Source organism: Polaromonas sp. P5_D5 (assembly GCF_054049435.1).
In genome coordinates, this window is record NZ_JBFUMJ010000011.1 from 21040 (window position 1) to 42483 (window position 21444).

Annotated in this window: 22 protein-coding genes; 12 read left to right on the top strand and 10 right to left on the bottom strand. The window is 62.3% G+C overall.

The window, feature by feature from the left end; genetic code table 11:
* Positions 1–235 precede the first annotated feature (235 nt).
* The 3 genes from ACXJKE_RS22910 to ACXJKE_RS22920 all read right to left on the bottom strand — a co-directional run bounded on the left by ACXJKE_RS22910 (position 236) and on the right by ACXJKE_RS22920 (position 5628).
* A complete protein-coding gene (locus ACXJKE_RS22910; RefSeq protein ID WP_457282894.1) occupies positions 236–2308 on the bottom strand; it encodes a protein kinase domain-containing protein in 2073 nt (690 codons plus the stop codon).
* Positions 2305–4221 (bottom strand): PAS domain-containing sensor histidine kinase, encoded by a 1917-nt coding sequence (locus ACXJKE_RS22915; RefSeq protein ID WP_457282895.1) that lies wholly within the window; start codon positions 4219–4221, stop codon positions 2305–2307. The genes ACXJKE_RS22910 and ACXJKE_RS22915 overlap by 4 nt, the downstream gene beginning before the upstream one ends.
* A gap of 408 nt (positions 4222–4629) precedes the next feature.
* A complete protein-coding gene (locus ACXJKE_RS22920) occupies positions 4630–5628 on the bottom strand; it encodes a 23S rRNA (adenine(2030)-N(6))-methyltransferase RlmJ (RefSeq protein ID WP_457282896.1) in 999 nt (332 codons plus the stop codon).
* Positions 5629–5833: 205 nt separating this feature from the next.
* Between ACXJKE_RS22920 and rplM the strand changes: the two genes are divergently transcribed.
* The 6 genes from rplM (at position 5834) to mdtD (ending at position 10140) form a co-directional block, all read left to right on the top strand.
* Positions 5834–6262, top strand: coding sequence for a 50S ribosomal protein L13 (gene rplM / locus ACXJKE_RS22925; protein ID WP_007867557.1), 429 nt, complete (start codon positions 5834–5836; stop codon positions 6260–6262).
* Between the two features lie 10 nt (positions 6263–6272).
* Positions 6273–6665, top strand: a complete 393-nt coding sequence (gene rpsI / locus ACXJKE_RS22930; protein WP_007867568.1) for a 30S ribosomal protein S9 — start codon at positions 6273–6275, stop codon at positions 6663–6665.
* 230 nt (positions 6666–6895) lie between these two features.
* On the top strand, positions 6896–7603 hold the full coding sequence (locus tag ACXJKE_RS22935) for a DUF6776 family protein (RefSeq protein WP_457282897.1): 708 nt from the start codon (positions 6896–6898) through the stop codon (positions 7601–7603).
* Between the two features lie 55 nt (positions 7604–7658).
* Entirely contained in the window at positions 7659–8060 is a 402-nt protein-coding gene (locus ACXJKE_RS22940) for a bactofilin family protein (RefSeq protein WP_457282898.1), read from the top strand.
* Positions 8061–8228: 168 nt separating this feature from the next.
* Entirely contained in the window at positions 8229–8594 is a 366-nt protein-coding gene (gene erpA / locus ACXJKE_RS22945) for an iron-sulfur cluster insertion protein ErpA (protein ID WP_122955163.1), read from the top strand.
* 124 nt (positions 8595–8718) lie between these two features.
* Positions 8719–10140, top strand: coding sequence for a multidrug transporter subunit MdtD (gene mdtD, locus ACXJKE_RS22950; protein ID WP_457282899.1), 1422 nt, complete (start codon positions 8719–8721; stop codon positions 10138–10140).
* 21 nt (positions 10141–10161) lie between these two features.
* Here mdtD and ACXJKE_RS22955 read toward each other — a convergent pair whose 3' ends face one another.
* The 3 genes from ACXJKE_RS22955 to ACXJKE_RS22965 all read right to left on the bottom strand — a co-directional run bounded on the left by ACXJKE_RS22955 (position 10162) and on the right by ACXJKE_RS22965 (position 12613).
* Complete coding sequence (locus tag ACXJKE_RS22955) at positions 10162–11118, bottom strand: ROK family protein (RefSeq protein ID WP_457282921.1); 957 nt, start codon at positions 11116–11118, stop codon at positions 10162–10164.
* 144 nt (positions 11119–11262) lie between these two features.
* Positions 11263–11457, bottom strand: a complete 195-nt coding sequence (locus tag ACXJKE_RS22960; protein WP_457282900.1) for a DUF2905 domain-containing protein — start codon at positions 11455–11457, stop codon at positions 11263–11265.
* A gap of 37 nt (positions 11458–11494) precedes the next feature.
* A complete protein-coding gene (locus tag ACXJKE_RS22965) occupies positions 11495–12613 on the bottom strand; it encodes a class I SAM-dependent methyltransferase (protein WP_457282901.1) in 1119 nt (372 codons plus the stop codon).
* A 63-nt stretch (positions 12614–12676) separates the two neighbouring features.
* Here ACXJKE_RS22965 and ACXJKE_RS22970 point away from each other — a divergent pair, with 63 nt between their 5' ends.
* Genes ACXJKE_RS22970 through ACXJKE_RS22995 form a run of 6 tightly spaced genes read left to right on the top strand, consistent with a single transcriptional unit; the run spans position 12677 to position 17407 of the window.
* Positions 12677–13450 (top strand): SDR family oxidoreductase, encoded by a 774-nt coding sequence (locus ACXJKE_RS22970; RefSeq protein ID WP_457282902.1) that lies wholly within the window; start codon positions 12677–12679, stop codon positions 13448–13450.
* Positions 13451–13504: 54 nt separating this feature from the next.
* Positions 13505–13876 carry a dihydroneopterin aldolase gene (locus ACXJKE_RS22975; protein WP_431094939.1) on the top strand — a complete coding sequence of 124 codons (372 nt, stop codon included), beginning with the start codon at positions 13505–13507 and terminating at the stop codon, positions 13874–13876.
* A gap of 20 nt (positions 13877–13896) precedes the next feature.
* Positions 13897–14847 (top strand): tRNA 2-thiocytidine(32) synthetase TtcA, encoded by a 951-nt coding sequence (gene ttcA, locus ACXJKE_RS22980; protein WP_457282903.1) that lies wholly within the window; start codon positions 13897–13899, stop codon positions 14845–14847.
* 49 nt (positions 14848–14896) lie between these two features.
* Entirely contained in the window at positions 14897–15517 is a 621-nt protein-coding gene (locus tag ACXJKE_RS22985) for a DUF4136 domain-containing protein (protein WP_457282904.1), read from the top strand.
* 2 nt (positions 15518–15519) lie between these two features.
* Positions 15520–16194, top strand: coding sequence for a histidine phosphatase family protein (locus tag ACXJKE_RS22990; RefSeq protein WP_457282905.1), 675 nt, complete (start codon positions 15520–15522; stop codon positions 16192–16194).
* A 25-nt stretch (positions 16195–16219) separates the two neighbouring features.
* The gene (locus ACXJKE_RS22995) at positions 16220–17407 is read left to right on the top strand and encodes a DSD1 family PLP-dependent enzyme (RefSeq protein WP_457282906.1); all 1188 of its coding nucleotides are present in this window, start codon (positions 16220–16222) and stop codon (positions 17405–17407) included.
* A gap of 25 nt (positions 17408–17432) precedes the next feature.
* On the opposite strand, the gene ACXJKE_RS23000 is transcribed toward ACXJKE_RS22995, so the two are convergent.
* From ACXJKE_RS23000 to ruvA, 4 genes are read right to left on the bottom strand one after another with little or no spacing between them, the layout of a single operon-like run.
* A complete protein-coding gene (locus tag ACXJKE_RS23000; RefSeq protein ID WP_457282907.1) occupies positions 17433–17918 on the bottom strand; it encodes an energy transducer TonB in 486 nt (161 codons plus the stop codon).
* Positions 17919–17929: 11 nt separating this feature from the next.
* On the bottom strand, positions 17930–19669 hold the full coding sequence (locus ACXJKE_RS23005) for a rhomboid family intramembrane serine protease (protein WP_457282908.1): 1740 nt from the start codon (positions 19667–19669) through the stop codon (positions 17930–17932).
* Between the two features lie 54 nt (positions 19670–19723).
* Positions 19724–20791, bottom strand: a complete 1068-nt coding sequence (gene ruvB, locus ACXJKE_RS23010; protein ID WP_457282909.1) for a Holliday junction branch migration DNA helicase RuvB — start codon at positions 20789–20791, stop codon at positions 19724–19726.
* 15 nt (positions 20792–20806) lie between these two features.
* Positions 20807–21379 (bottom strand): Holliday junction branch migration protein RuvA, encoded by a 573-nt coding sequence (gene ruvA, locus ACXJKE_RS23015; protein ID WP_457282910.1) that lies wholly within the window; start codon positions 21377–21379, stop codon positions 20807–20809.
* Positions 21380–21444: the final 65 nt, after the last annotated feature.

Here is a 21444-nt window from a genome sequence, read left to right on the forward strand (position 1 = left end):
TGCGGCCCGGCAAAGCCGAAAAATGGGCACACCCCTATCGGGCTCACTGCGTGTAGCCCTTTTCCCCTTGCAGGGGACAGTGCCTGCGGCCCGGCAAAGCCGGTTCCGCGGCCCCTGCTGAGTTAAAGAGTTCTTTGGGCATTACCAGTGGGGGCCGAGGGTCCGGCTTTGCCGGCCCCAGGCGCCGCCCCCTGAAAGGGGGGAACGGGCTACACGAAGTGAGCCTGGACGGGGGTTACAAACTGATCTCAGGCGCGGGCGCGATGGATTCGAGTTCGAGCAGAAAGGCTTCGGCTGATTCGTAGCGGTGCTCGGGGCTTTTGGCCATCAGCTTGTTGACGACGCCTTGCAATTCCGCATGCACTTCGGGAAGTGCGGGGGTATCGGCATTCAGGTGTTTGGCCAGCAGCAGCTCGAGCGATTCGGCAACGTAGGGCCGGCGGTTGGCCAGCATTTCGAACAGCATCACACCCAGGCTGTAGAGGTCGGACTGCGCCGTCACTTTGCGACCGGTGGCCTGCTCGGGGCTCATGTAGTAGGGCGTTCCCACGACGTCGCCGTGGTGGGTTTGGGTCAGGCCCATGCTGGGGGCCTGCAGCATGGATTTGGCGATGCCGAAGTCGGCCAGCGCCACGCTGCCGTCGGCGCGCAGCATGACGTTTTCAGGCTTGATGTCGCGGTGGACAATGCCGTGCGCATGGATGGCCGACAGCGCCTGGGCGACCTCGCGCGCCACCGTCAGCGCCTGCGAGCGGGCCAGGTCGGGCCCGAACAGGCTGCGCAGGTCACCGCGTTCGAAGTACTCCATCGCGATGTAGGCGTGCTCGTCGGTGAATCCCTGGTCGTAGATCTTGATCACGTGCGGATGGTCGATCTTGCAGAGCAGGGCGTATTCCTGGATGAAGCGCACCAGGTGTTCCGAGGCTTCCTTGCCCCGAGAGTCCAGCACTTTGAGCACGATCGGCAGGCCGTCGGATTCACGTTCGCTCAGGTAGACCTCGGTCATGCCGCCGGCGCCGATCTTGCGCGTGATGCGGTAGCCTTTGAGGCGTACCGCCTCGCTGCTGGCGTCAAAGCGCAGGTCTTTCAGCGCCGAGAGCTTGGCGTCCAGCGCGCCCTTGACCGCGCGTGCGGTGATGTCCGAATTGGCGCGCACGGCGTCGCTGATCTCGCTGGCGCGCTCGGTCAGGCTGGCCATGCCATGGATCTTGTCGTCCATGGTGGTGATGAGGCCTGTGACCTCGGCCACATCGATGGCGAGGTTGCGCCCGGGCAGCGAGAGCGAGGTGTGGATGCCGGTCTGGATGCCGGTGCCGGCTTCGCCGAGCGTCTGCTCGCTGGCCATCACTGTCCAGCCCTTTTCTTCGGTGGCGTCTTCCAGCCGCGAGGCCAGGGTTACGGTTTCGCCCACGGGCGTGAGTTCCTTGGTCTGCTGCGTGCCGAGCTGGCACAGCGTGACGGCGCCGCTGTGGATGCCGATGCCCATGGCAAACGGCGGCAGCGCGCGGCCGCCGAAGCGCTGCTCCAGCCAGTCGCGGAATTCGTGCGTGGCCAGTGCCATGGCAAGGGCTGCAGAAATAGCGCGGCGCGGGGCCGGCAGCGGCGAACCGGTGAGGGTGTCGACAAACACCGCCATCAGCCCATCGCCGACAAACTTGATGTGCCGACCACTGTTTTTCAGTACCGGTTCGGAGATACGTTCAAAATATTCGGTGAGCAGTTGCGACACTTCCGCAGCATTGAGTTTTTCAGCCAGCGAGGTGAAATTGCGGATGCTGGCCACCAGCACAGTGGCATTGGCCAGTTCTTCGGTTTGCGCGCTGGCCGGAATATCAACCGGTACGCTGTCGGGACGGCTGCCGCTGATGCGGCTGGCAAAAGCTGCACGCAGGCGTTCTTCGCCGGCGGCAACACCCGAGTCGATGGCTTCACGCACCCGTGCTTTTTTCTTCAGCTGTGCATTGACGGCGTCGAGCAGTTCTGCGCGGCTGAAGGGTTTTGACAAATAATCGTCGGCGCCGGCCGTCATGCCGCGGCGCATGCTCTCGCGGTCGTCCAGCGCGGTCAGCAACATGAAGGGGGTGTTGACCAGCAGCGGGTCGGCGCGCACGGCTGCCAGCAGTTCAAAGCCGTTCATGCCGGGCATGCCGACGTCGGAGACGATCAGGTCGGGGCGGCTTGCGCGGGCCTGCTCCAGGCCTTGCCGGCCATCTGCGGCCGCGGCCGTTTCAAAACCTTCAAGTTTGAGCAGCCGCACGATGTTGCTGCGGATGGCGTCGTCGTCCTCAACGATCAGGATCAGGGTCATGGGGTTCCTTGAGAAATGGGCAGGCTGATCGTGAACTGTGTGCCCGTTCCCGGCATGCTTGCCACCTCGATTTTGCCGTGATGCAGGTCAACGGCGTGTTTGACAATGGCCAGGCCCAGTCCGGAACCCTGGCGGTTGCCTACATTGGAGCCGCGGTGAAAGCTCTCGAACAGGCGCGGCAGGTCCGAGGGCGGAATGCCGATGCCTTCGTCACTGACGCGCAGGATCAGGTGGTCCCCGGACTCGTCCTGCCGGCGGTCCAGCGTGAGCACCACCACACTGCCGGCGGGCGAATATTTGCAGGCGTTGGCCAGCAGGTTGCTGGCAATGTGCCGGACCAGCCGTTCGTCGAGCATGACCAGCTGTGAAAAAGCGTCGTGGCCGATAGGGGCTTCAAATTCAATCGCATGCTGGCCGGCGTCGCTGGTGTGCATTTCGGTCACGAGCTTGCGGCACAGCGCCGCGATATCCAGCGGTTTCAGGTTGAGCTTGAGTTTGCCGGCGTCGGCCTGCCCGACGGTGAGCATGTCTTCAAGCATGCCCTGCATGCGTTTGACCGCGATCACCAGGTCGGCCATGATGTCCTGGCGCTCGCGGTGCGTGATTTTTTCGCCGTAGTGTTCGATCAACTCTGCGGACGACAGGATCGTGGCAAGCGGCGTGCGGAATTCATGCGAGGCCATCGACACAAAGCGCGTCTTGAGCTCACCCAGCTCGCGTTCGCGCGCCAGGGCCCGCCGGGCTTCTTCGTCGGCTACCTTGCGCCGGGTGATGTCCACGTAAGTCCACACCGAGCCTTCCTGCGGGCGGTTGCGGTCGAGCGCCGAGCCGTCAAGCTGAACCCAGATCAGCTCACCGCTTTTGCGGCGCATGCGCGTTTCCAGCGAGAACGATCCGGTTTGCGCGATCTGCGCGTAGGCGAGTTCGCCGGTACGTTCGAAATCCTCGTCACTGGGATAGTGAACGCGCGTCTCCTTGCCCAGCAGCTCGGCCGGGCTGTAGCCGAGCATGGCGGCCAGCGTGCGGTTCAGCCACTGGTGGCGCCGGCTTTTGAGGAAGGTGACGCCGACGGCGGTGGTTTCGAGGATGGCTTCGCGCTGCGTCAGCGCGGTCTTGAGTTCTTCGTCCAGCCGGCGGCGCTCGCTGATGTCGGACATGAGCACGAGCAGGGCAGGTTCGCCGTCCCATTCAATGCGCGTGCCGTAGATGCTGGCCCATCCGGTGCGCAGGTCCGGCGCCATGGTCTCGCGCGGTGGCGTGATGAAGCGGGCCTCGTAGGCGCTGACCATGGTGCCTGACTGCATGAGCTCGCGCTGGCGTTGCACCATGCCGCGGTCGTCGGGATGGATCAGGTGCATGGACGGCAGCCCGGTGAGCGTCAGGCCGAACATGGACTGGGCGCTGGTATTGGAAAAGCGCACGATGCCTTTTTGCACCACCAGGATCACGTCGTTGACGTTTTCCACGACCGCCCGGTAGCGCTCGGCGGCTGATCGGGTCAGGGCCTCGAGTCTTTTGCGCTCGGTGACATCTTTCAGGAAAAAAAGGTCCGCCGGCGCACCTTCCCAGTCCACCAGCACGCCATTGATTTCCACCCAGGAAATCGTGCCGTCGTCGCGCTGGAATCTCGCCTCAAAAGCCGGGACGACGTTGCCGGCGGCGCGCAGCTTGTGCTTGCCGGAAACAAAGTTGCGGTCTTCCGGATGGATGAACTCGATCATGGGCCGGTCGGCCATGGTGCCGACCTCTGTACCCAGCAAGGCCAGGCACGGCGGATTGGCAAAGCGCAGCAGGCCTTCCTGCCCGACGCAGATGTTTTCGGTTGCGAGGTCCACCATCGTCTGGTAGCGCGCCAGCGATGCACGAAGCTCCTGGGTGCGAAGCGCAACCCGGCGCTCGATTTCACTTTCCATGTCCTCTGGCGTGCCCATCGCCATCCCGCTTGCTGAGTCGGCGTTGACTCCCTTTTCCGCCGGTCTGGCCGTTTTCCCACGCACGCGCGGTCCACGGCCCGGCGTATCCGGGGCGGCGGATGGGAGAGCTTGAGCCTGGACGGGCATGTTAGTGGTGGAGCACCGAGGGAGCGGGGAGAGCCAAGAGGAAAGGAAGAAAAGAAAGCGGAAATCAGGACACAGGAAGCAGGGGAAACACGGCGGGACAATGGAGGCGCAGACTTTGGGAAAGTTTACGGGGCAACCTTGCCACAACTCACTGCGGCGGTAAAGACAGGAAAGTCTGGGCGCACAACACAGCCAACCTGGCATAACCGGCTGGCGGTGCCGGCTGCCATGCTCCCCTTGCAGGGCGTCGTCCTGAAAGCCCTAGCCGCCATGCTCCAGCGTGAAGCCGGCATTGCGGTCTTGCCCCAGCAGGGCCACCATTTGCGGCAAGGCCGCTTGCAGCTCTGCCTTGAGGGTGTGGGGCGGGTTGATGACAAACATGCCGCTGGCAGGAAGGCCTGGCCGCACCACGTCACCGGCGGTATCTGTTGTTAATTTGCTCGATTTCACCGTTAAAGCGGCATTCAGCCAGCTTCGGCTGGCTTTCACGGCCAGCGTCTTGAGCTTGCGGGGCAAGTCATGGGCTTCCGGCCGCGGAATGATGGGGTACCAGACGACATAGGTGCCAGTGGCGAAGCGCTTGACGGCGTCTGCCATGCAGGCCGACACACGCGCATAGTCGCTTTTCATTTCATAGCTGGGGTCACACAGCACCATCGCCCGGCGGGCGGGTGGCGGCAAAAAGGTTTTCAGCGCTTCAAAGCCGTCTTCGCGCGAAACCGCCACCTGGCGGCCGACACCCAACTGTTCAATGTTGCCGGAAAGCGACTTGAAATCGGTGGGATGCAATTCAAACAACTTGAGCTTGTCGCGCCCGCTCAGGAATTGCTGCTCGATGAAAGGGGAGCCCGGATAGATCTTCAGGTGCGCGATGTCGCCGCTTTCGGCGAATTGCGGGTTCAGGCCGCGCAGCAGGTCGATGTAGTCCTGCAGGGCAGGCGCCCAGCCGCCTGCGGCTGGTTTGGTGGTGGCGGGTTTTGCTATGGTTTTAGGAGCTGCTTGCGCACGCTGTACTTGGGCTGGAGCCGGCTTTGTCTGGGAAACAGGTTGGGAAAGCAGTCTGAAAATGCCCTCTTGAGCTTCCCCGCTGGTTTCGGTGTAATCTCCGTCAAGCCGGTACAGGCCCGCGCCCGCATGCGTGTCGATCACGGTCAGCGCCGCGTCTTTCTGGGTCAAATACTTCATCAACGCGATCAGCGTGGTGTGCTTGAGCACGTCGGCGTGGTTGCCTGCGTGGAAGGCGTGGCGATAGGAAAACATGGGTCTATCCTACCTTCTTGCCGGGGAGAAATGCCTTAAAGCCGGCTGAATATTGACGCAAGTCCTTGATTTTTCATATAATCGTGGGCTCTGCAGCGCCTAGTGGTTCCGCGGCAGAGCTTGAAATACTGCCTAAGAGGTTCTCATCAGAAGAACACCGACCGCAGAAAAGAACCCGACAAACCATTTTTTCGAAAGAAAACTCATGAAAACGTTCAGCGCAAAACCCGCTGACGTGACGCACGAGTGGTTTGTGATTGACGCGACCGACAAGGTCCTCGGACGAGTAGCCAGCGAAGTTGCTCTCCGTTTGCGCGGCAAACACAAGGCCATTTATACGCCTCACGTCGATACCGGTGACTTCATCGTCATCATCAATGCAGCCCAGCTGCGCGTCACCGGCGCCAAGTCGACCGACAAGATCTACTATCGCCATTCCGGTTATCCAGGCGGCATCACTGCCACCAATTTCCGCGACATGCAAGCCAAGCACCCTGGCCGCGCTTTGGAAAAAGCCGTCAAGGGCATGCTGCCCAAGGGCCCGCTCGGCTACGCCATGATCAAGAAACTCAAGGTGTACGGTGGTGCAGAGCACCCGCATACCGCCCAACAGCCTAAAGTGCTGGACATCTAAGGAGCCATTGATGATTGGTGAATGGAACAATGGCACCGGCCGTCGCAAATCCAGCGTCGCCCGTGTGTTTATCAAAAAAGGCACCGGCAAGATCACGATCAATGACCGTGACATCCAGGTGTTCTTCGGTCGTGAAACCTCGATCATGATCTGCCGCCAACCCCTGTTTCTGACGAACCACGTCGAGACGTTTGACATCATGGTCAACGTCCACGGCGGCGGCGAGTCCGGCCAGGCCGGCGCAGTGCGCCACGGTATCACCCGTGCGCTGATCGATTACGACGCAACGCTCAAGCCGGCCCTGAGCCAGGCTGGCTTTGTGACCCGCGATGCACGTGAAGTCGAACGTAAAAAAGTCGGTTTCCGTTCAGCTCGCCGCCGCAAGCAGTTCAGCAAGCGCTAAATCGACATTTAGCCGCTTTCGCTGTCCCCGAAAAGCCGCCTGGTTCACCCGGCGGCTTTTTTCATGGGCGGGGCATTTGTGTGATGCCCACAACGCCCTGTCAATGCTTTGTAAGCGTTTAGTTTTCCTGATGCAAAGCCTTACCCGGCTTTACGGCTGGATTGGCTGATATCGAAGGTGAGTGCGTGCACAATGCACCTCCTTGAACCGAAAACTGCAGGGCCTCCGATTTGAAATTTCGCCTGTTTCGCCGCCGCCTGACGATCAGTTCCCCGCGCATGTCGGTTCGCAGTTCGCTCCCCTGGCCCCTGCGGTGGATTGCCGGCGCCCTGATGCTGGGGTTTTCCGCAGCGGTCGCCCTCTGGGCCTTCGAGTTCGGCAAGGGGATTGCGGGCGTGGATACCGATACCAGGGAAGAGATCAGCGTGTTGCGTCAGGAAGTGGTCACTTTGCGTGCAGACCGCGACAGGGCGCAATCGATTGCCAATACTTCAGGCAGCCTGCTCACGGCCGAAAAAGCGGTGCAGGAAAAAATGATGAGCCAGATCCGGCAGCTGGAAAGCGACAACCGCAGCCTGCGTGACGACCTGGGATTCTTTCAGAAGCTTTTGCCGGCTGGTAGCGCCGAGGTTGTCGCCATCCGCAGCCTGCAGGCAGAGGTATTGTCGGGAACCCAGCTCAAATGGCAGGTCCTGGTGATCCAACCCGTCAAGGGTGCGCCGAACTTCAACGGGAAACTTGACCTGACGGTTCATGGCACGCAGGACGGAAAACCCTGGACGATGACTTTGCCCGGCGGACCGCAAACTTTACAGTTCAAACAGTACCTTCGTGTGGAAGGTGTCCTCGACTTGCCCCCCCAAGCCATGGTACAAACAGTTACAGCTAAAGTCATTGAGGGCACAGCGGTCAGATCTGCCCAGACCTTCAAGCTTTAAGAATTTCTCCCCGATTTCCCCTTCCACCGCGACACCCCAGCACAGGAATCTTTGTATGTTTGGAAAAAAGAAGCAGCCGCCCATCAAAAGCCTGATCGCCCAAGGCAGCTGCATTGAGGGCAACCTGAAATTCACCGACGGCCTGCGGATCGACGGTGAAGTGATCGGCGACATCCGCGCCGCCGAAGGCAGCTCCAGCATTCTGGTGATCAGCGAGTCCGCCACTGTGACCGGCCATATTCATGCCGACCATGTGATCATCAATGGCCGGGTGATGGGCCCTGTCCACGCATCCGAGCTGCTTGAATTGCAGCCCAAAGCCAAAATCGAGGGCGATGTGTCTTACAAGGCGCTTGAAATGCACCAGGGTGCCGTCATATTTGGACAGTTGCGCGCTACCAGCCACGCGGAGCTGGAAGAAAAACCCACGCTCAAGCTGGCCGCCAACAACATCTGATTGATTGGGGTGAATTGAGCGAGTAAGCGCTCACAAATAGACGGCACGGCCTAACACGCATGGGCGTTATGGTTGATTGAATTGCTGTACTATTTGCCCATAAGTGTCGCCAGAGGCCTGAAAGCCTTGAATCGCGAACCCTGATTCGCTTTATGTATTGGAGCCCCCATGAGTGCCGTTGCCGAAAATATCCAGACCGAAATGCCCGCGCCCTTTGTCTTCACCGACAGCGCCGCGTCCAAAGTGGCTGAGCTGATTGCCGAAGAAGGCAACCCGGATCTGAAGCTGCGCGTCTTTGTGCAGGGCGGCGGTTGCTCCGGTTTCCAGTACGGTTTCACCTTCGATGAAATCACCAATGAAGACGACACCACCATGACCAAAAATGGCGTGTCCCTGCTGATCGACGCCATGAGCTACCAGTACCTGGTGGGCGCCGAAATCGACTACAAGGACGACCTTGAAGGCGCGCAATTCGTCATCAAGAACCCCAACGCCACCAGCACCTGCGGTTGCGGATCCAGCTTCTCGGCCTGAGGCGGAACTCAACGCCTTCGCTTTAAAAGCCGCCTTCGAGGCGGCTTTTTGCTGTCCGGCCATCCTCTTGTCTTCTTGATTCCCCATGCGGTGAACCAAGTTCGCCCTTTCGCATCTCTCATCCATGCAGGCAGAAGAAAAATCATTGCGCATGCTGCTTTGGCTCGTAGCCATCGGCTTTTTCATGCAGACGCTGGACGCTACCATCGTCAACACCACCTTGCCGGCCATGGCCCGCAGCTTTGGCGAAAGCCCTTTGCGCATGCAGTCGGTGGTGGTGGCCTATTCCCTCACCATGGCCATGCTGATCCCCGCGTCCGGCTGGATCGCCGACCGCTTTGGCACGCGGCGGGTGTATGTGGGGGCGATCTCGCTGTTCGTCATTGGCTCCATCGCCTGCGCGCTGTCCGGCAACCTGATGCAGCTGGTGGCGGCGCGGGTGGTGCAGGGGATGGGCGGGGCGCTGCTGCTGCCGGTGGGCCGGCTGGCGGTGCTGCGCGCCTTTCCGCGTGAGCGCTTTTTACAGGCCATGAGCTTCATTGCCATTCCGGGCCTGGTTGGCCCGCTGATCGGGCCCACGCTGGGCGGCTGGCTGGTCCAGGTGGCTTCCTGGCACTGGGTGTTCCTCATCAACATTCCGGTGGGGGTACTGGGCTGCGTGGCGACGCTTTTCTACATGGAGGACAACCCACGGCTTCAAATGCCGCGTTTCGACTTGCCGGGCTACCTTTTGCTGGCCTTCGGCATGGTGGCCGTGTCGCTGGCGGTGGATGGGCTGTCGGGCCTGGGCCTGAAACAGGCCAGCGTGCTGGTGCTGCTGGTGTTTGGCATGGCCAGCCTTACCGCGTACTGGCTGCATGCCGCCAAACGGCCTGACCCGTTGTTTTCGCCGCGGCTGTTCTCGATTCCCACACTCAGCATCGGACTGCTGGGCAATTTGTTCTCACGCCTGGGCAGCTCGTGCATGCCTTTCCTGGTGCCACTCCTGCTGCAGGTCAGCCTGGACTATTCGCCGTTGCAGGCGGGGATGATGATGGTGCCGGTTGCCGTGGCGAGCATGCTGGTCAAGCGCGTCACCACACCGCTGATCACGCGCTACGGCTATCGCAGGGTGTTGGTGAGCAACACCGCGCTGGTGGGCCTGACGATGGCGAGTTTTGCTTTCGTGACGCCGGCGCAGCCGCTGTGGCTGCACATCCTCCAGCTGGCGTGTTTTGGCGCGGTCAACTCGATGCAATTCACGGCGATGAACACCGTGACCCTGCGTGACCTGGACAGCAGCATGGCCAGCAGCGGCAACAGTTTGCTGTCGATGGTGCAGATGCTGGCGATGAGCATGGGCGTGGCCGCCGCGGGCGCGGTGCTGGCCGCTTTCACCGGCTTCTTCGGCGCGGGCGAGGCTGTGCAGACGCTGCATTCCTTCCAGGCAACGTTCGCCGCGATGGGGCTGATCACGCTGGCGTCGGCGGGGATTTTCTGGCAGCTGTCGCCGCAGGTGAGGGTGGTGAAGAAGGCTGAAGCGACCGAGGCTTCGGGGCAGGGCTAGTTTTATCTGCCGGCAGCCGCGTCAACTCACCAGTGCCAAGGCTGCAAAGTCCCCGACCCGTTCGCCCAGCCCGGCCGTCACCAGTTCAACGCCATCCGTCAGGGCGGGCAGCTTGCCCTGTATCTGGGCCCGAAGGCGCGGCAAAAGATAGTCGTGGTGATTCAGGAACACGCTCCCTCCGAGGCTGATGCGCTGGAGATCCAGCGTGACCACAAGGTTGTAAAGGGCGCGACCCATCACCCGGCAAAGCTCGTCGACCATCACCGTTGCGCTGGCATCGCCCGCGCGCGCGGCGGCAAAGAGGTTGATCGCGCCGGCGTGGCCCGCGCCGGCAAACCGCCGCTCTATCGCATTGCCGGCCACCAAGGCTTCCAGGTCGCCGATATTGCCGCAGCCGCACAGCGCGTCATGGCTGTCGCTCACAAACATGTGGCCGGCGTGGCCCGCATTGCCGTGCTTGCCGTGCAGCACCCGGCCATCAACACACAGGCCAACGCCGACGCCGGTGCTCCAGGTCACATAGGCGCAGTGCTCCAGACCCTGCAGGGCGCCCCAGCGGCGCTCGGCCTCGAGTGCGGCGATGCCGTCGTTTTCTACGCGTACGTTGGGAAAGGCCTGGCGCAGCGGTGCTTCCAGCGGCACGCTGAGCCAGTCGTTGGGCAGGCCACGCGCCTTGCCGGCCATGCCGCCGCAGATGTTTGGGGTTGTCAGCTCGATCAGACCGTCGTGCAGCGCAAACGGTCCGCACGATGCGACGCCCACTGCCGAAACGGCTGAGGGATCGATGCCCGCCTCGGCGCAGCTGCGTGCCATCAACACCAGAACCTGCTGGCCCAGTGCGTCGCGGCTGCCCTGTTTGACGGTGGCTTCGGTCACCCGGCCCCGCACGCCGTGCTCATCGGCCACGCTGACGGCCACCTTGGTTCCGCCTACGTCAACGCACAGCAAGGGTGCGGAGCCTTTGGGCAGCACGGGAATCTGAACGGGTGTCGGGAAGGGGGAGTTTGCGTTCAAGGCCGGGTCTCCAGAGGTGGGCCGATGGATGGATCAGTCAATGCGCATTGAGGATAGATGCTATCTGTCATCAGAGGGGGTGCGCGTAGTCTTTTGGCGTGATTTGTTTCATATGAGTTTGGCAACCAGCGTGGCGATCAGGCTCAGCAACACCGTGGTCGCCAATGGAATAAACCATTCCCGGCCAAACAGCCTGAAGCGGAAATCGCCAGGCAGCCTGCCGAAGCCCAGCTTGTGCAGCCAGGGCGTGAGGCCGCTGATGACTACCAGGACCAGGAAAATCACGATCATCCAGCGAATCATGGAGGTGCTTTCATGTGGGGCATTGTGGCGTGGGGCTCTACAGGGTGTGGCTTCTGTCGCCCTGAGAAAACCCCGATGCTTCCCATCCTGAATTAGGAGCGTCCGGAGAATCCACCGCAAACCCGATCACCTTGAACAGCTCACCCATTTCATGTTCGTTCACCAGCTTTTGCAGCATCGCCCGGTCCTGCAGGCTGGCGTTTTCCATGCCGTCCAGCAAGCCGCAATTGAGCAAAAACCGCCCCTGGCTGGTATAGCCCAGCACCTGCAGGCCGGCTTCCTGCCCTGCCAGGGCAACGCCGGTGAAGTTGACATGCGCCGTGATGTCCTTGTTGCCCACATCCGCCAGCGTATCGGCATCGGCCAGGTGGCCGCGGTGGCACATCAGCGTGCCCATGCTGCGTTGCGGATGGTAGTACTCGTGTTCGGGGAAGCCGTAGTCGAGCAGGAACACGGCGCCGGCGTCCAGCCGGTCGGCCAGTGTCCGCATGAAGCCTTCCGCCTGCGGATGGATTTCTGTGACGTAATCGTGTTCGCCTTCCACTTCAATGGGAGGCCGGAGATCGGTCGGGCTGTCGGCATGGACAAATCCTCCCTCAAGGCGGGCCACGCCGCGCTCGTGCCAGATGTTGTTGAGCCGCGCGAGCAGCTTCACCGGCATGGCGTCCAGCACTTCGTTGCCCACCACCACGCCCCGCATCTGCGCCGGGAGCTCCGCTACCCAGTCCACCTTGCCGGCAAAAGCCTGCAACCGTTCCTGCTGGCGCTCGCGCAGGCTGCCCGACAAATCGACGATGCGGTACTGCGTGACCGAGTCGCCCAGCGCATCCAGCAACTGGTGCGCCAGGGCGCCCGAGCCGGCGCCGAATTCCCAGATTTCCGTGGTGCCGGTTGCCGCCAGGGCTTCTTTCACCTGCCGGGACAGCGCGCGGCCAAAGTGGGCGGACATCTCTGGGGCCGTCGCAAAATCGCTGCCCGACTGCGGCATCAGGCCGAATTTGCGCGAGGTATTGGCGTAATAACCCCAGCCGGGCGTGTAAAGCGCCATGTCCATGAAACGGTCAAACCCGATCCAGCCGCCGGCAGCGTCAATGGCCTTGGCGATGTGGTCGGCAAGGCTGGTCGGTAAAATGGGGGGATTGGTCGTCTGGGTCATGTTTGTCACCGCCTGCAATTGTCGGCGATACGTCCCTGACCTTTTTGCCAACCCTCACCACCCATGACCCCAACCCCGCCATCATCCCGACCCGTTGTCCTCGTGACCGGCGCCGCCAGGCGGCTGGGCCGCGACATCGCGCTGGCGCTCGCGGCCGGCGGCTGGCAGGTGGCGGTGCATTACCGCAGCTCCGAAGAAGATGCTATTAAAACAGTAGCTGCTTGCGCACAACTGTCGGGCGCTGCAGCCGCTTTTCATGCAGATTTAAACGACGAAACGGCGGTGCGCGGCCTGTTGCCGGCCGTGGTGGAGCGCATGGGCCAGGTCGATGCCGTGGTGAACAACGCCTCGACCTTTGAGCAAGACAGTGCCGCCAGCTTCGGTTTCGCCGCCATGGACCGGCATCTGCACAGCAACACCGGCGCCGCCATCGTGCTGGCCCAGGCCCTGCATGCGCATGTGGCCTCGCGCGGTGCCAGGGGGGCCGTCGTCAACCTGCTGGACCAGAAGCTCTGGAACCAGAACCCCGACTTTTTCAGCTACACGCTTTCCAAGGCCGCGCTGGAAGCGGCCGGCACCATGCTGGCGCTGGCGCTGGCGCCGCAGGTTCGTGTGGTCGGCGTTGCGCCGGGGCTGACGCTGACCAGCCACCTGCTCACCGACGAACAATTCGAGGCCCGTCACAAACTGTCGCCGCTGGGCCGGTCGTCCACCCCCGCCGACGTGGCGGCCGCGGTGAAGTTTGCACTGGAGAACAGCTCCATCACCGGCACCACGCTGCTGGTGGATGGCGGCCAGCACCTGATGAAGTTCGAGCGCGATTTTTCGCTGATGTAAGCCATCGGCAACGGCTTACACATCACCACAACTGACCCACTACAGACTGGCACCATGTTCAATTCCCGGGGCACCCAGATCCTGAACCTCACCGGTTTGCGCTTTGACGCCAACCTGGGCATTCTGGATCACGAAAAAACCGCGCCGCAACCGATCCAGGTCGATGCCGAACTGAACCTGGGCACACAGCCGCTGCTGCCCCATGACGACGACATCCACCATGTGCTGGATTACCGCAAGGTGCGGCAGATCATCATCACCGAATGCACCTCGGAACACGTCAACTTGCTGGAAAGCCTGATCGGCAAGCTGGCGCACCGGCTGATGAAGTTGCCCGGCGTGCTGGGCGTGCGGGTGAAGATCGCCAAACTTGAAATTTTTGACGACTGCGAAGTAGCCATTCGCATCGAGACGGGACAGTGGTGAACGATATGGGAGTGAATGATATGAGTGCTGTTTGGGAAGATGCTGTCGCGGAACACGAGCAGCAGGAAAGCTCCGCGCGCGTGCAAAACAGCATGAAGATCGAGCGCGAAGACCACAAGCTTGAAAAACGCCTGTGCCGCGAAGTCGGCCGCGCCATTGTCGACTTCAACATGATTGAAGAAGGCGACAAGGTCATGGTGTGCGTCTCGGGCGGCAAAGACAGCTACGCCATGCTCGACATTTTGCTGAAGCTGCAAAAGCGAGCGCCCATCAACTTCGAACTGGTGGCCGTCAATCTCGACCAGAAACAGCCCGGTTTCCCGGAGCACATCCTGCCGGACTATCTCGGCAAGCTGGGCGTACCCTTTCACATCGAAAACCAGGACACCTACAGCATCGTCAAGCGCGTGATCCCTGAAGGCAAAACACTGTGCTCGCTGTGCTCGCGCCTGCGCCGCGGCATTTTGTACCGCGTGGCGGGCGAATTGGGCTGTACCAAGGTTGCGCTGGGCCATCACCGCGACGACATGCTGCAGACGTTTTTCCTCAACATGTTTTTTGCGGCCAAGCTCAAGGGCATGCCGCCCAAGCTGGTGAGCGACGACGGCAAGAACATCGTTATCCGCCCCATGGCCTACGTGACCGAGAAAGACCTGACGCGCTGGGCGCAGGTGCGCGAATTTCCCATCATCCCGTGCACGCTGTGCGGCAGCCAGGAAAACCTGCAGCGCAAGCAGGTCGGCAACATGCTGCGCGAATGGGAGAAAAAATTCCCCGGACGGCTGGAGAACATGTTCGCCTCGCTGCAAAACATCGTGCCGTCGCACCTGATGGACAACAAGCGCCACGATTTCAGGGGCATCAAGACAACGGGCATTGCCGACCCGGAAGGCGACAAGGCTTTTGACGCAGAAGAGTTCCGGGAGCCGGTGCCTCCGGGATTGTCCGTGATCGGCGTGCATTCGGGCTGATTGACTTTTTCAACGTTCTTCGTTTTCAACGCATTACCCTGGAGGCCCCATGAGACGTGCACTGGCGATTTTCTTCATGGCAGCCATGGCCCTTGTCATGGCGGGTTGTTCCACCGTGCGCCTGGTCGACAGTGATGTCACTGCCTTCTACAACTGGAACGGCCCGCCGCCTGCGCCTGGCACACCGTATCGCTTTGAGCGCCTGCCTTCCCAGCAGGCCGCCGGCTCGCCGCAGGATGCCGTTGAAGGCATGGCACGCAGCGCCCTGGCCAAGGTGGGAATGGAGCTCAACCCGCCCGTCGCACGCTACAGCGTGCAGATTGTGGCCACCACCCAGATCATCGACCGCGGCCCCTATGGCTACAGCCCCTACGGCGGTTTTGGGTTTGGAAGCGGTGTGTTCATGGGCGGCGGCAGCCGCGGCGTCGGGGTCGGCCTGTCGTTCCCAATCGGCGGCGGAATCTCGGAGCCGACCTATTTCAAGCGCGAGCTGAGCATCGTGATGCGCGACCTTCGCACCAACCAGGTCGCCTATGAAACACGGGCGCTGCACGACGGCGTCTGGTCGGATACCCCGGCTGTGCTGCCCGCCATGCTGGACTCGGCTCTGCGCGGCTTCCCGCAGCCGCCGCCGGGTACGCGCCGCATCAATGTCGAGATTCCCCGATAACAATGGAATCAACGCGCGTCATTGCCATACGTCACGGTGAAACCACCTGGAATGTGGATACCCGCATTCAGGGCCACCTGGACATCCCCCTCAACGACACCGGCCGCCGGCAGGCCGAACGCATGGCGCTCGCGCTGGCCGACGAACCGATCACTGCCATCTACGCCAGCGACCTGACACGCGCCTGGGAAACCGCGGAGTACCTGGGCCGTGTGCTGGGCATCGAGGTGACGCGTGAGGAAGGCCTGCGGGAGCGCGGCTTCGGCGACTTTGAAGGGAAAACCTTTTCGGAGATCGAGGCCCTGCTGCCCGAGCAGTCGATGCGATGGCGCAAGCGGGATCCGGAGTTTGCGCCTGCCGGCGGCGAGTCGCTGCTGGATTTGCGCAGCCGGGTGGTGGCCACCGCCGAGCGTCTGGCGGCCGCGCACCCGGGCGAGCTGATCGCCATGGTCGGCCACGGAGGGGTGATGGATGTGCTTTACCGCGCCGCCACGCGGCTGGACATCCAGGCCCCGCGCACCTGGGCGCTGGGCAACACGGCCATCAACCGCCTGCTCTGGACGCCCCAGGGCTTTTCCCTGGTGGGCTGGGCCGACACGCAGCACCTGGAAAACGACGCACTGGACGACAACGGATTTTCCGGCGGCGATGCCGGCGCCCGTCTCAGCGCACAATAAGCGCAGAATAAACATCAACGCACTCATGAGCACACAGCCGCCCCGCCTGGCCGAACTGATCGGGAAACCGGTCAACGACATCGACACGCCCGCCCTGGTCATCGACCTGGACGCAATGAAGCGCAACCTTGCGCGCATGGCTGAATTTGCCAAGAAGCACAATGTCCGCTGGCGTCCCCATGCCAAGCTGCACAAAAGCGTCGCGCTGGCCAAGGCGCAGATGCGGGCCGGCGCCATTGGCGTGTGCGTGCAAAAAACGTCCGAAGCCGAAATTATGGTGGCTGGCGGTGTGTACAACGTCTACATCAGCAATGAGGTCATCGCCCCGGCCAAGCTGGCCCGTGTGGCGGCGCTCACCCAAAAAGTCGCGGCCCAAGGCGGCCACCTTGCTATTGCGGTGGACAGCACCGAGGGTGTGATCCGTCTGGCGCAGGCCATGACGGAGGCCCGCATCAACAACAAGAATGCGGGTGCCACCGTGATCGACGTGTTTGTGGAAATCGACGTCGGCCAGGGGCGCTGCGGTGTCGAGCCCGGCGCCGCCGCCGTCACGCTGGTGCTGGAAATCCGCAAACACCCTGCGCTGCGTTTTGCCGGCTTGCAGGCCTACCACGGCAAGGCCCAGCACATGCGCAGCGCCCAGGAAAGGCGCGACGCCATTGCCAGGGCGGTGGAGGCCGTGCTCCTGACGCGCAAACTGGTAGAAGCCCAGGGCATCACGGTAGACCTGGTTACGGGTGCGGGCACCGGTAGCCTGATGCTGGAGGCCGCCAGCGGCGTCTACGGCGAACTGCAGGCCGGCTCTTTCATGTTCATGGACGCCGACTACGCCCAAAACGAACGGGACCCGTCGCAGCCGCAGTTCGAACACGCACTGTTCGTCAAAACCCAGGTGATCAGCACGCACGGCAGCCATGCGGTGTGCGACGCCGGCCACAAAAGCCACGCCATTGATTCCGGCCTGCCGCTGGTGCATGCCTTTGACAGCGAAAGCGAGCTGGCCTATTTCAATGGCGGCGACGAGCACGGTATCTTGCGGCCCGCGGGCGACAGCAAGCGCCTGCCGGGCCTGGGTAGCATGCTGTGGCTGATTCCCGGCCACTGCGACCCTACCGTGAATTTGCACGACGCCATGATCGGCGTGGCCGGTGGCCTGCGCCACGGTACGGTGCAGCGCATTTACCAGGTCGACGCCCGCGGCGCGCTGACCTGACTCCCCTGCGCGTAAAACAGCGCGCCTAGAAGTTCACGCCGTAGACTGCATACATCGGCGAGGGCGCGCCATTGATGCGCCCGCCCCGGTACTCCGCTTCGCGTGCCGACTGCAGCACGACCCCATTGAGCTCGGCATGTGTGGACGACAGCACCCGCGCATCGAGCAGCTTGCCCTCGGCGTCCAGCAGTGTGATCACGACGACGCGGCCATGGATGCCCTGCGCACGGTAAGCCTGCAAGGCGTCGAGCGCGCCGGGCTTGCGCACGCGCGCGATGGAAATTTTTTGCCCCATACCGTCGCCGTCCTGCATCTGTGGCGCCTGCGGATGATCAGCGTAGAGTTTTCCCATCTGCCGGAACAGCTCGGGGAATTCCGGCAGGCTGGACGTGGAAGCGAGAGGCACGGCTGGATTGGGCGTGCGCGGTCCCGGTGCCGGGACCGCGCAGCCCCCGACCGCCATTGCCCAACAAAACATCAGGCCCGGCGAAATCAGGGAACGGCGAGACATGGCTATTTTTCTCAGGGGTTGGATTTGGATTTGGATTTGGGCTTGGCGGCACTCACACGCTCGGAAATCCGCGCATCAATGGCCTTGAGCTCCGCGCTGATCACCCGTACGCGGGCCTGGCCGGCTGCGGCGGTGACATCGCCCTGCACGGCACGTGCAGTGGCCAGCTGGATTTGCATCAGTTCCACCATCAGATTGTTGGCGCGCTTGACGTCGCGCATGCCGGCGCCGATTTTGTCATTGGCGGGAATGTCCAGCGGGGCCAGGGCGCGCTGGACGGCCTGGTAACCCGGCAGGTGCCGTGCTTCTATCGCCTGGACAAATTCAGGCTCCGGCATCTTGCCTTCCCGAAAAGCTTTGACGTCGGCCTGAAAGGCTTTCTCCGCGGCTTGCATCGCGGGCAAAATGCGGGTCAACCCGGCCTGGAATTCAAACAGCTGCCGATGGTGCACGGAAGGGGTGGGTGTTGTGACTACCAGTGCGGCCACCGCCATGGCCGACACCAGCGCACCGATGGTTGCCGTTGAAAGCCGCCGCGCCGGCGTGACCGCATCAGCGATCTTCTCTGTCAGCAGCCAGGCCAGTACACATCCCGCAACGAGGCCACCCACGTGAGCGGCGTTGTCGATGCCCTGCTGGCTGAAACCCTGGACAAGGGCATAGGCCAGAAAAACCCCCTGGCTGGTCATCACCTTCTTGGTGGTGAGACCGGGTATCTGCCCGCGGTGCTGGTGCATCGCGACCAGCAAGGCCCCCAGGACACCGAACACCGCGCCGGAAGCGCCCACTGAAACCGATTGCTGTGCGGAAAAGTGCAGGCTGAGCGCACTACCGGTGAGTGCGCTGGCCAGATAAATCAGCAGGAACTGGAAATTGCCGTGAAGCCGGTTGAGTTGCCTGCCGGCCTCCCACAGGCCCAGCATGTTCAGCGCGAGATGCAAAAAACCGCCATGCAGGAAAGCGGCCGTCAGCAGGCGCCAGTATTGCCGGTCTTCCACTACCGAGGCCGCCGAATTGGCGCCCCAGGCCAGAAGCTCCGACGGCAAGGGCTTCAATGCGTTCAATCCGGAACCCAGATTGGCCAGCCAAACGGCAACATTCAGGCACACGACCAGGTAAAGCGCCCACGTCACGGGCGTGAGCTGTTTGAGCCGGGCCTCAAAGTCCTCGGCCGCCTTGAGTTCTGCCGTTCGTTGTGCCATGGCCTGCGTGAAGCCGCGCCCGCCGTAAGCGGCAAAGGCCTGCGTCACAGCCGCTATTGCCTGGGTGTGGTCTTTGGTCTTGATGCTGCTCAATGGAACACCGAGGCGCTTTTTACGGCTGCCCCACCACCATTTTTCGTTCACGTGCGGCGCGAGCGACACGATGATCGACGTGTTGCCTTGCACAGTCTGCGACTCAATGTCGGAAACCTCGGACCACGCGATGCACCTGTTTTTCAATACGGCGGCGCTGATGCCTTCCGGACCCACGCGAAGCGCGGGACGCTTGCTGACAAGCTGCCGCCCGAGAAGCCAGGCAAACCACAGCAGGCCACCCAGGGAGAACACCCGCCACCCCGGAAAGCCGGTGAACGGGACAAACACGAGCATCAAGGCCGGAATGGCCGCGAGGAACAAAAAGAGGATCGTCAAGGTACCCGTCGTGCTGCGCCACGATGGGGAAAACTCACGCACATAAGCATCGAGAGTGGCGCCGGCAGCTACATCGCCATTCAGCTCTGCCGACGGAACGGTATCCGGAAATTCCATTATTCCCCCTCCTGCCCTTGCCACCCCGGTGAGCGGGCCTGTTTTTCAAAGGTGTTACGCGCCGAAAAAGTCCTGTCCCTGCTGCGGCGGCGCCACGCCCAGGTGGCGGTAGGCGGCCAGCGTGGCGATGCGCCCGCGCGGCGTGCGCTGCAGATAGCCCTGCTGGATCAAATAGGGTTCGATCACGTCTTCGATCGTGTCGCGCTCCTCGCCGATGCTGGCGGCGATGTTGTCCAGCCCCACCGGGCCGCCGTCGAAGCGGTGGATGACAGCCTCCAGCAGCTTTCTGTCCATCACGTCAAAGCCCTGCGGGTCCACGTCGAGCATGGCAAGCGCCTTGTTGGCGATGTCCAGCGAGATGTGGCCGGTGCCCTTCACGTCGGCATAGTCGCGCACGCGGCGGAGCAGGCGGTTGGCGATGCGCGGTGTGCCGCGTGACCGGCGGGCAATTTCAAAACCGCCTTCTTCATCCATGGGCGCATTGAGCAGCTTGGCGCTGCGCCGCACGATGCGCGCGAGTTCGTCGGGCGTATAAAACTCCAGCCTCGCGACGATGCCGAAGCGGTCGCGCAGCGGGTTGGTCAGCATGCCGGCGCGCGTGGTGGCGCCCACCAGCGTGAAGGGCTGCAGGTCCAGTTTGATGCTGCGCGCCGCCGGGCCTTCGCCGATCATGATGTCGATCTGGTAGTCCTCCAGCGCGGGGTAGAGGATTTCTTCGACCACCGGGCTCAGGCGGTGGATTTCGTCGATGAAGAGAACGTCGTTCTTTTCAAGGTTGGTCAGCAGTGCGGCCAGGTCCTTGGGCTTTTCCAGCACCGGGCCCGATGTTTGCCGCAGGTTCACGCCGAGTTCGTGCGCAATGATGTGGGACAGCGTGGTCTTGCCCAGGCCGGGCGGGCCGAACAGCAGCACGTGGTCCAGCGCCTCGCTGCGCTTTTTGGCCGCGCCAATGAAAATTTCCAGCTGGTCGCGCACCTTGGTCTGGCCGACGTACTCGTCAAACAGCTTGGGGCGCAAGGCGCGCTCGATCGCCTCCTCACCGGGTGAGGCCGGCGCGGCCGACATCACGCGCTTGGTGGGCGGAAAATCACCCGGAGAGAAGTCGTCAGTCTGAATGGTCATGCTGGACTACTTCGGCTATTTAGCCAAGGCCTTCAATGCCAGCTTGATGCCGTCGCTCACGCCAATGTCCTTGGGCAGTGCCTTCAGTGCCAGCGCCGCATCGCGGTCGCTGTAGCCCAGCGCCACCAAGGCCTGCAGGATGTCTGACTGGGCATCGTTGGCGACGCTGACCTGGATACCGATGTCGGCGCCCAGTTTGCCCTTGAGTTCCAGCAACAGGCGTTCGGCGGTCTTTTTGCCGATGCCGGGCACCTTGATGATGCGGCCGGCTTCCTGCTGGGTGACGGCTTGGGCAAGCTCTTCAACACTCATGCCGCTGAGCACGCTGAGCGCGGTGCGCGGGCCCACGCCGGAGATCTTGATGAGCTGGCGAAAGGCCGCGCGTTCGGTGGCGCTGCCGAAACCGTAGAGGATTTGTGCGTCTTCGCGCACCACAAAATGCGTCAACAGGCTGACTTTTTCGCCCAGGCCGGGCAGGTTGTAGAAGGTGCTCATGGGTACCAGCACTTCATAGCCGACGCCGTTGCAGTCCACCAGGATTTCCGGGGGATTTTTTTCGGCCAGCTGGCCTGAGAGTCTTCCTATCATGGCCAAATCTTATCAGTCAGGCGCAGGCGCCTGTTTGGGCGGACAATTACGTTCCAGTCGGCGCC

Bases quoted from the DNA above. Each gene is read 5' to 3' on its own strand.
- ACXJKE_RS22985 (WP_457282904.1), top strand. From the start codon at position 14,897: ATGAGACGTGCACTGGCGATTTTCTTCATGGCAGCCATGGCCCTTGTC.
- ruvA (WP_457282910.1), bottom strand. From the start codon at position 21,379: ATGATAGGAAGACTCTCAGGCCAGCTGGCCGAAAAAAATCCCCCGGAA.
- ACXJKE_RS22975 (WP_431094939.1), top strand. From the start codon at position 13,505: ATGTTCAATTCCCGGGGCACCCAGATCCTGAACCTCACCGGTTTGCGC.
- erpA (WP_122955163.1), top strand. From the start codon at position 8,229: ATGAGTGCCGTTGCCGAAAATATCCAGACCGAAATGCCCGCGCCCTTT.
- ruvB (WP_457282909.1), bottom strand. From the start codon at position 20,791: ATGACCATTCAGACTGACGACTTCTCTCCGGGTGATTTTCCGCCCACC.
- rplM (WP_007867557.1), top strand. From the start codon at position 5,834: ATGAAAACGTTCAGCGCAAAACCCGCTGACGTGACGCACGAGTGGTTT.
- ACXJKE_RS22910 (WP_457282894.1), bottom strand. From the start codon at position 2,308: ATGACCCTGATCCTGATCGTTGAGGACGACGACGCCATCCGCAGCAAC.
- mdtD (WP_457282899.1), top strand. From the start codon at position 8,719: ATGCAGGCAGAAGAAAAATCATTGCGCATGCTGCTTTGGCTCGTAGCC.
- rpsI (WP_007867568.1), top strand. From the start codon at position 6,273: ATGATTGGTGAATGGAACAATGGCACCGGCCGTCGCAAATCCAGCGTC.
- ACXJKE_RS22915 (WP_457282895.1), bottom strand. From the start codon at position 4,221: ATGGAAAGTGAAATCGAGCGCCGGGTTGCGCTTCGCACCCAGGAGCTT.
- ACXJKE_RS22995 (WP_457282906.1), top strand. From the start codon at position 16,220: ATGAGCACACAGCCGCCCCGCCTGGCCGAACTGATCGGGAAACCGGTC.
- ACXJKE_RS22970 (WP_457282902.1), top strand. From the start codon at position 12,677: ATGACCCCAACCCCGCCATCATCCCGACCCGTTGTCCTCGTGACCGGC.
- ACXJKE_RS23005 (WP_457282908.1), bottom strand. From the start codon at position 19,669: ATGGAATTTCCGGATACCGTTCCGTCGGCAGAGCTGAATGGCGATGTA.
- ACXJKE_RS22920 (WP_457282896.1), bottom strand. From the start codon at position 5,628: ATGTTTTCCTATCGCCACGCCTTCCACGCAGGCAACCACGCCGACGTG.
- ACXJKE_RS22965 (WP_457282901.1), bottom strand. From the start codon at position 12,613: ATGACCCAGACGACCAATCCCCCCATTTTACCGACCAGCCTTGCCGAC.
- ttcA (WP_457282903.1), top strand. From the start codon at position 13,897: ATGAGTGCTGTTTGGGAAGATGCTGTCGCGGAACACGAGCAGCAGGAA.
- ACXJKE_RS22960 (WP_457282900.1), bottom strand. From the start codon at position 11,457: ATGATTCGCTGGATGATCGTGATTTTCCTGGTCCTGGTAGTCATCAGC.
- ACXJKE_RS22990 (WP_457282905.1), top strand. From the start codon at position 15,520: ATGGAATCAACGCGCGTCATTGCCATACGTCACGGTGAAACCACCTGG.
- ACXJKE_RS23000 (WP_457282907.1), bottom strand. From the start codon at position 17,918: ATGTCTCGCCGTTCCCTGATTTCGCCGGGCCTGATGTTTTGTTGGGCA.
- ACXJKE_RS22940 (WP_457282898.1), top strand. From the start codon at position 7,659: ATGTTTGGAAAAAAGAAGCAGCCGCCCATCAAAAGCCTGATCGCCCAA.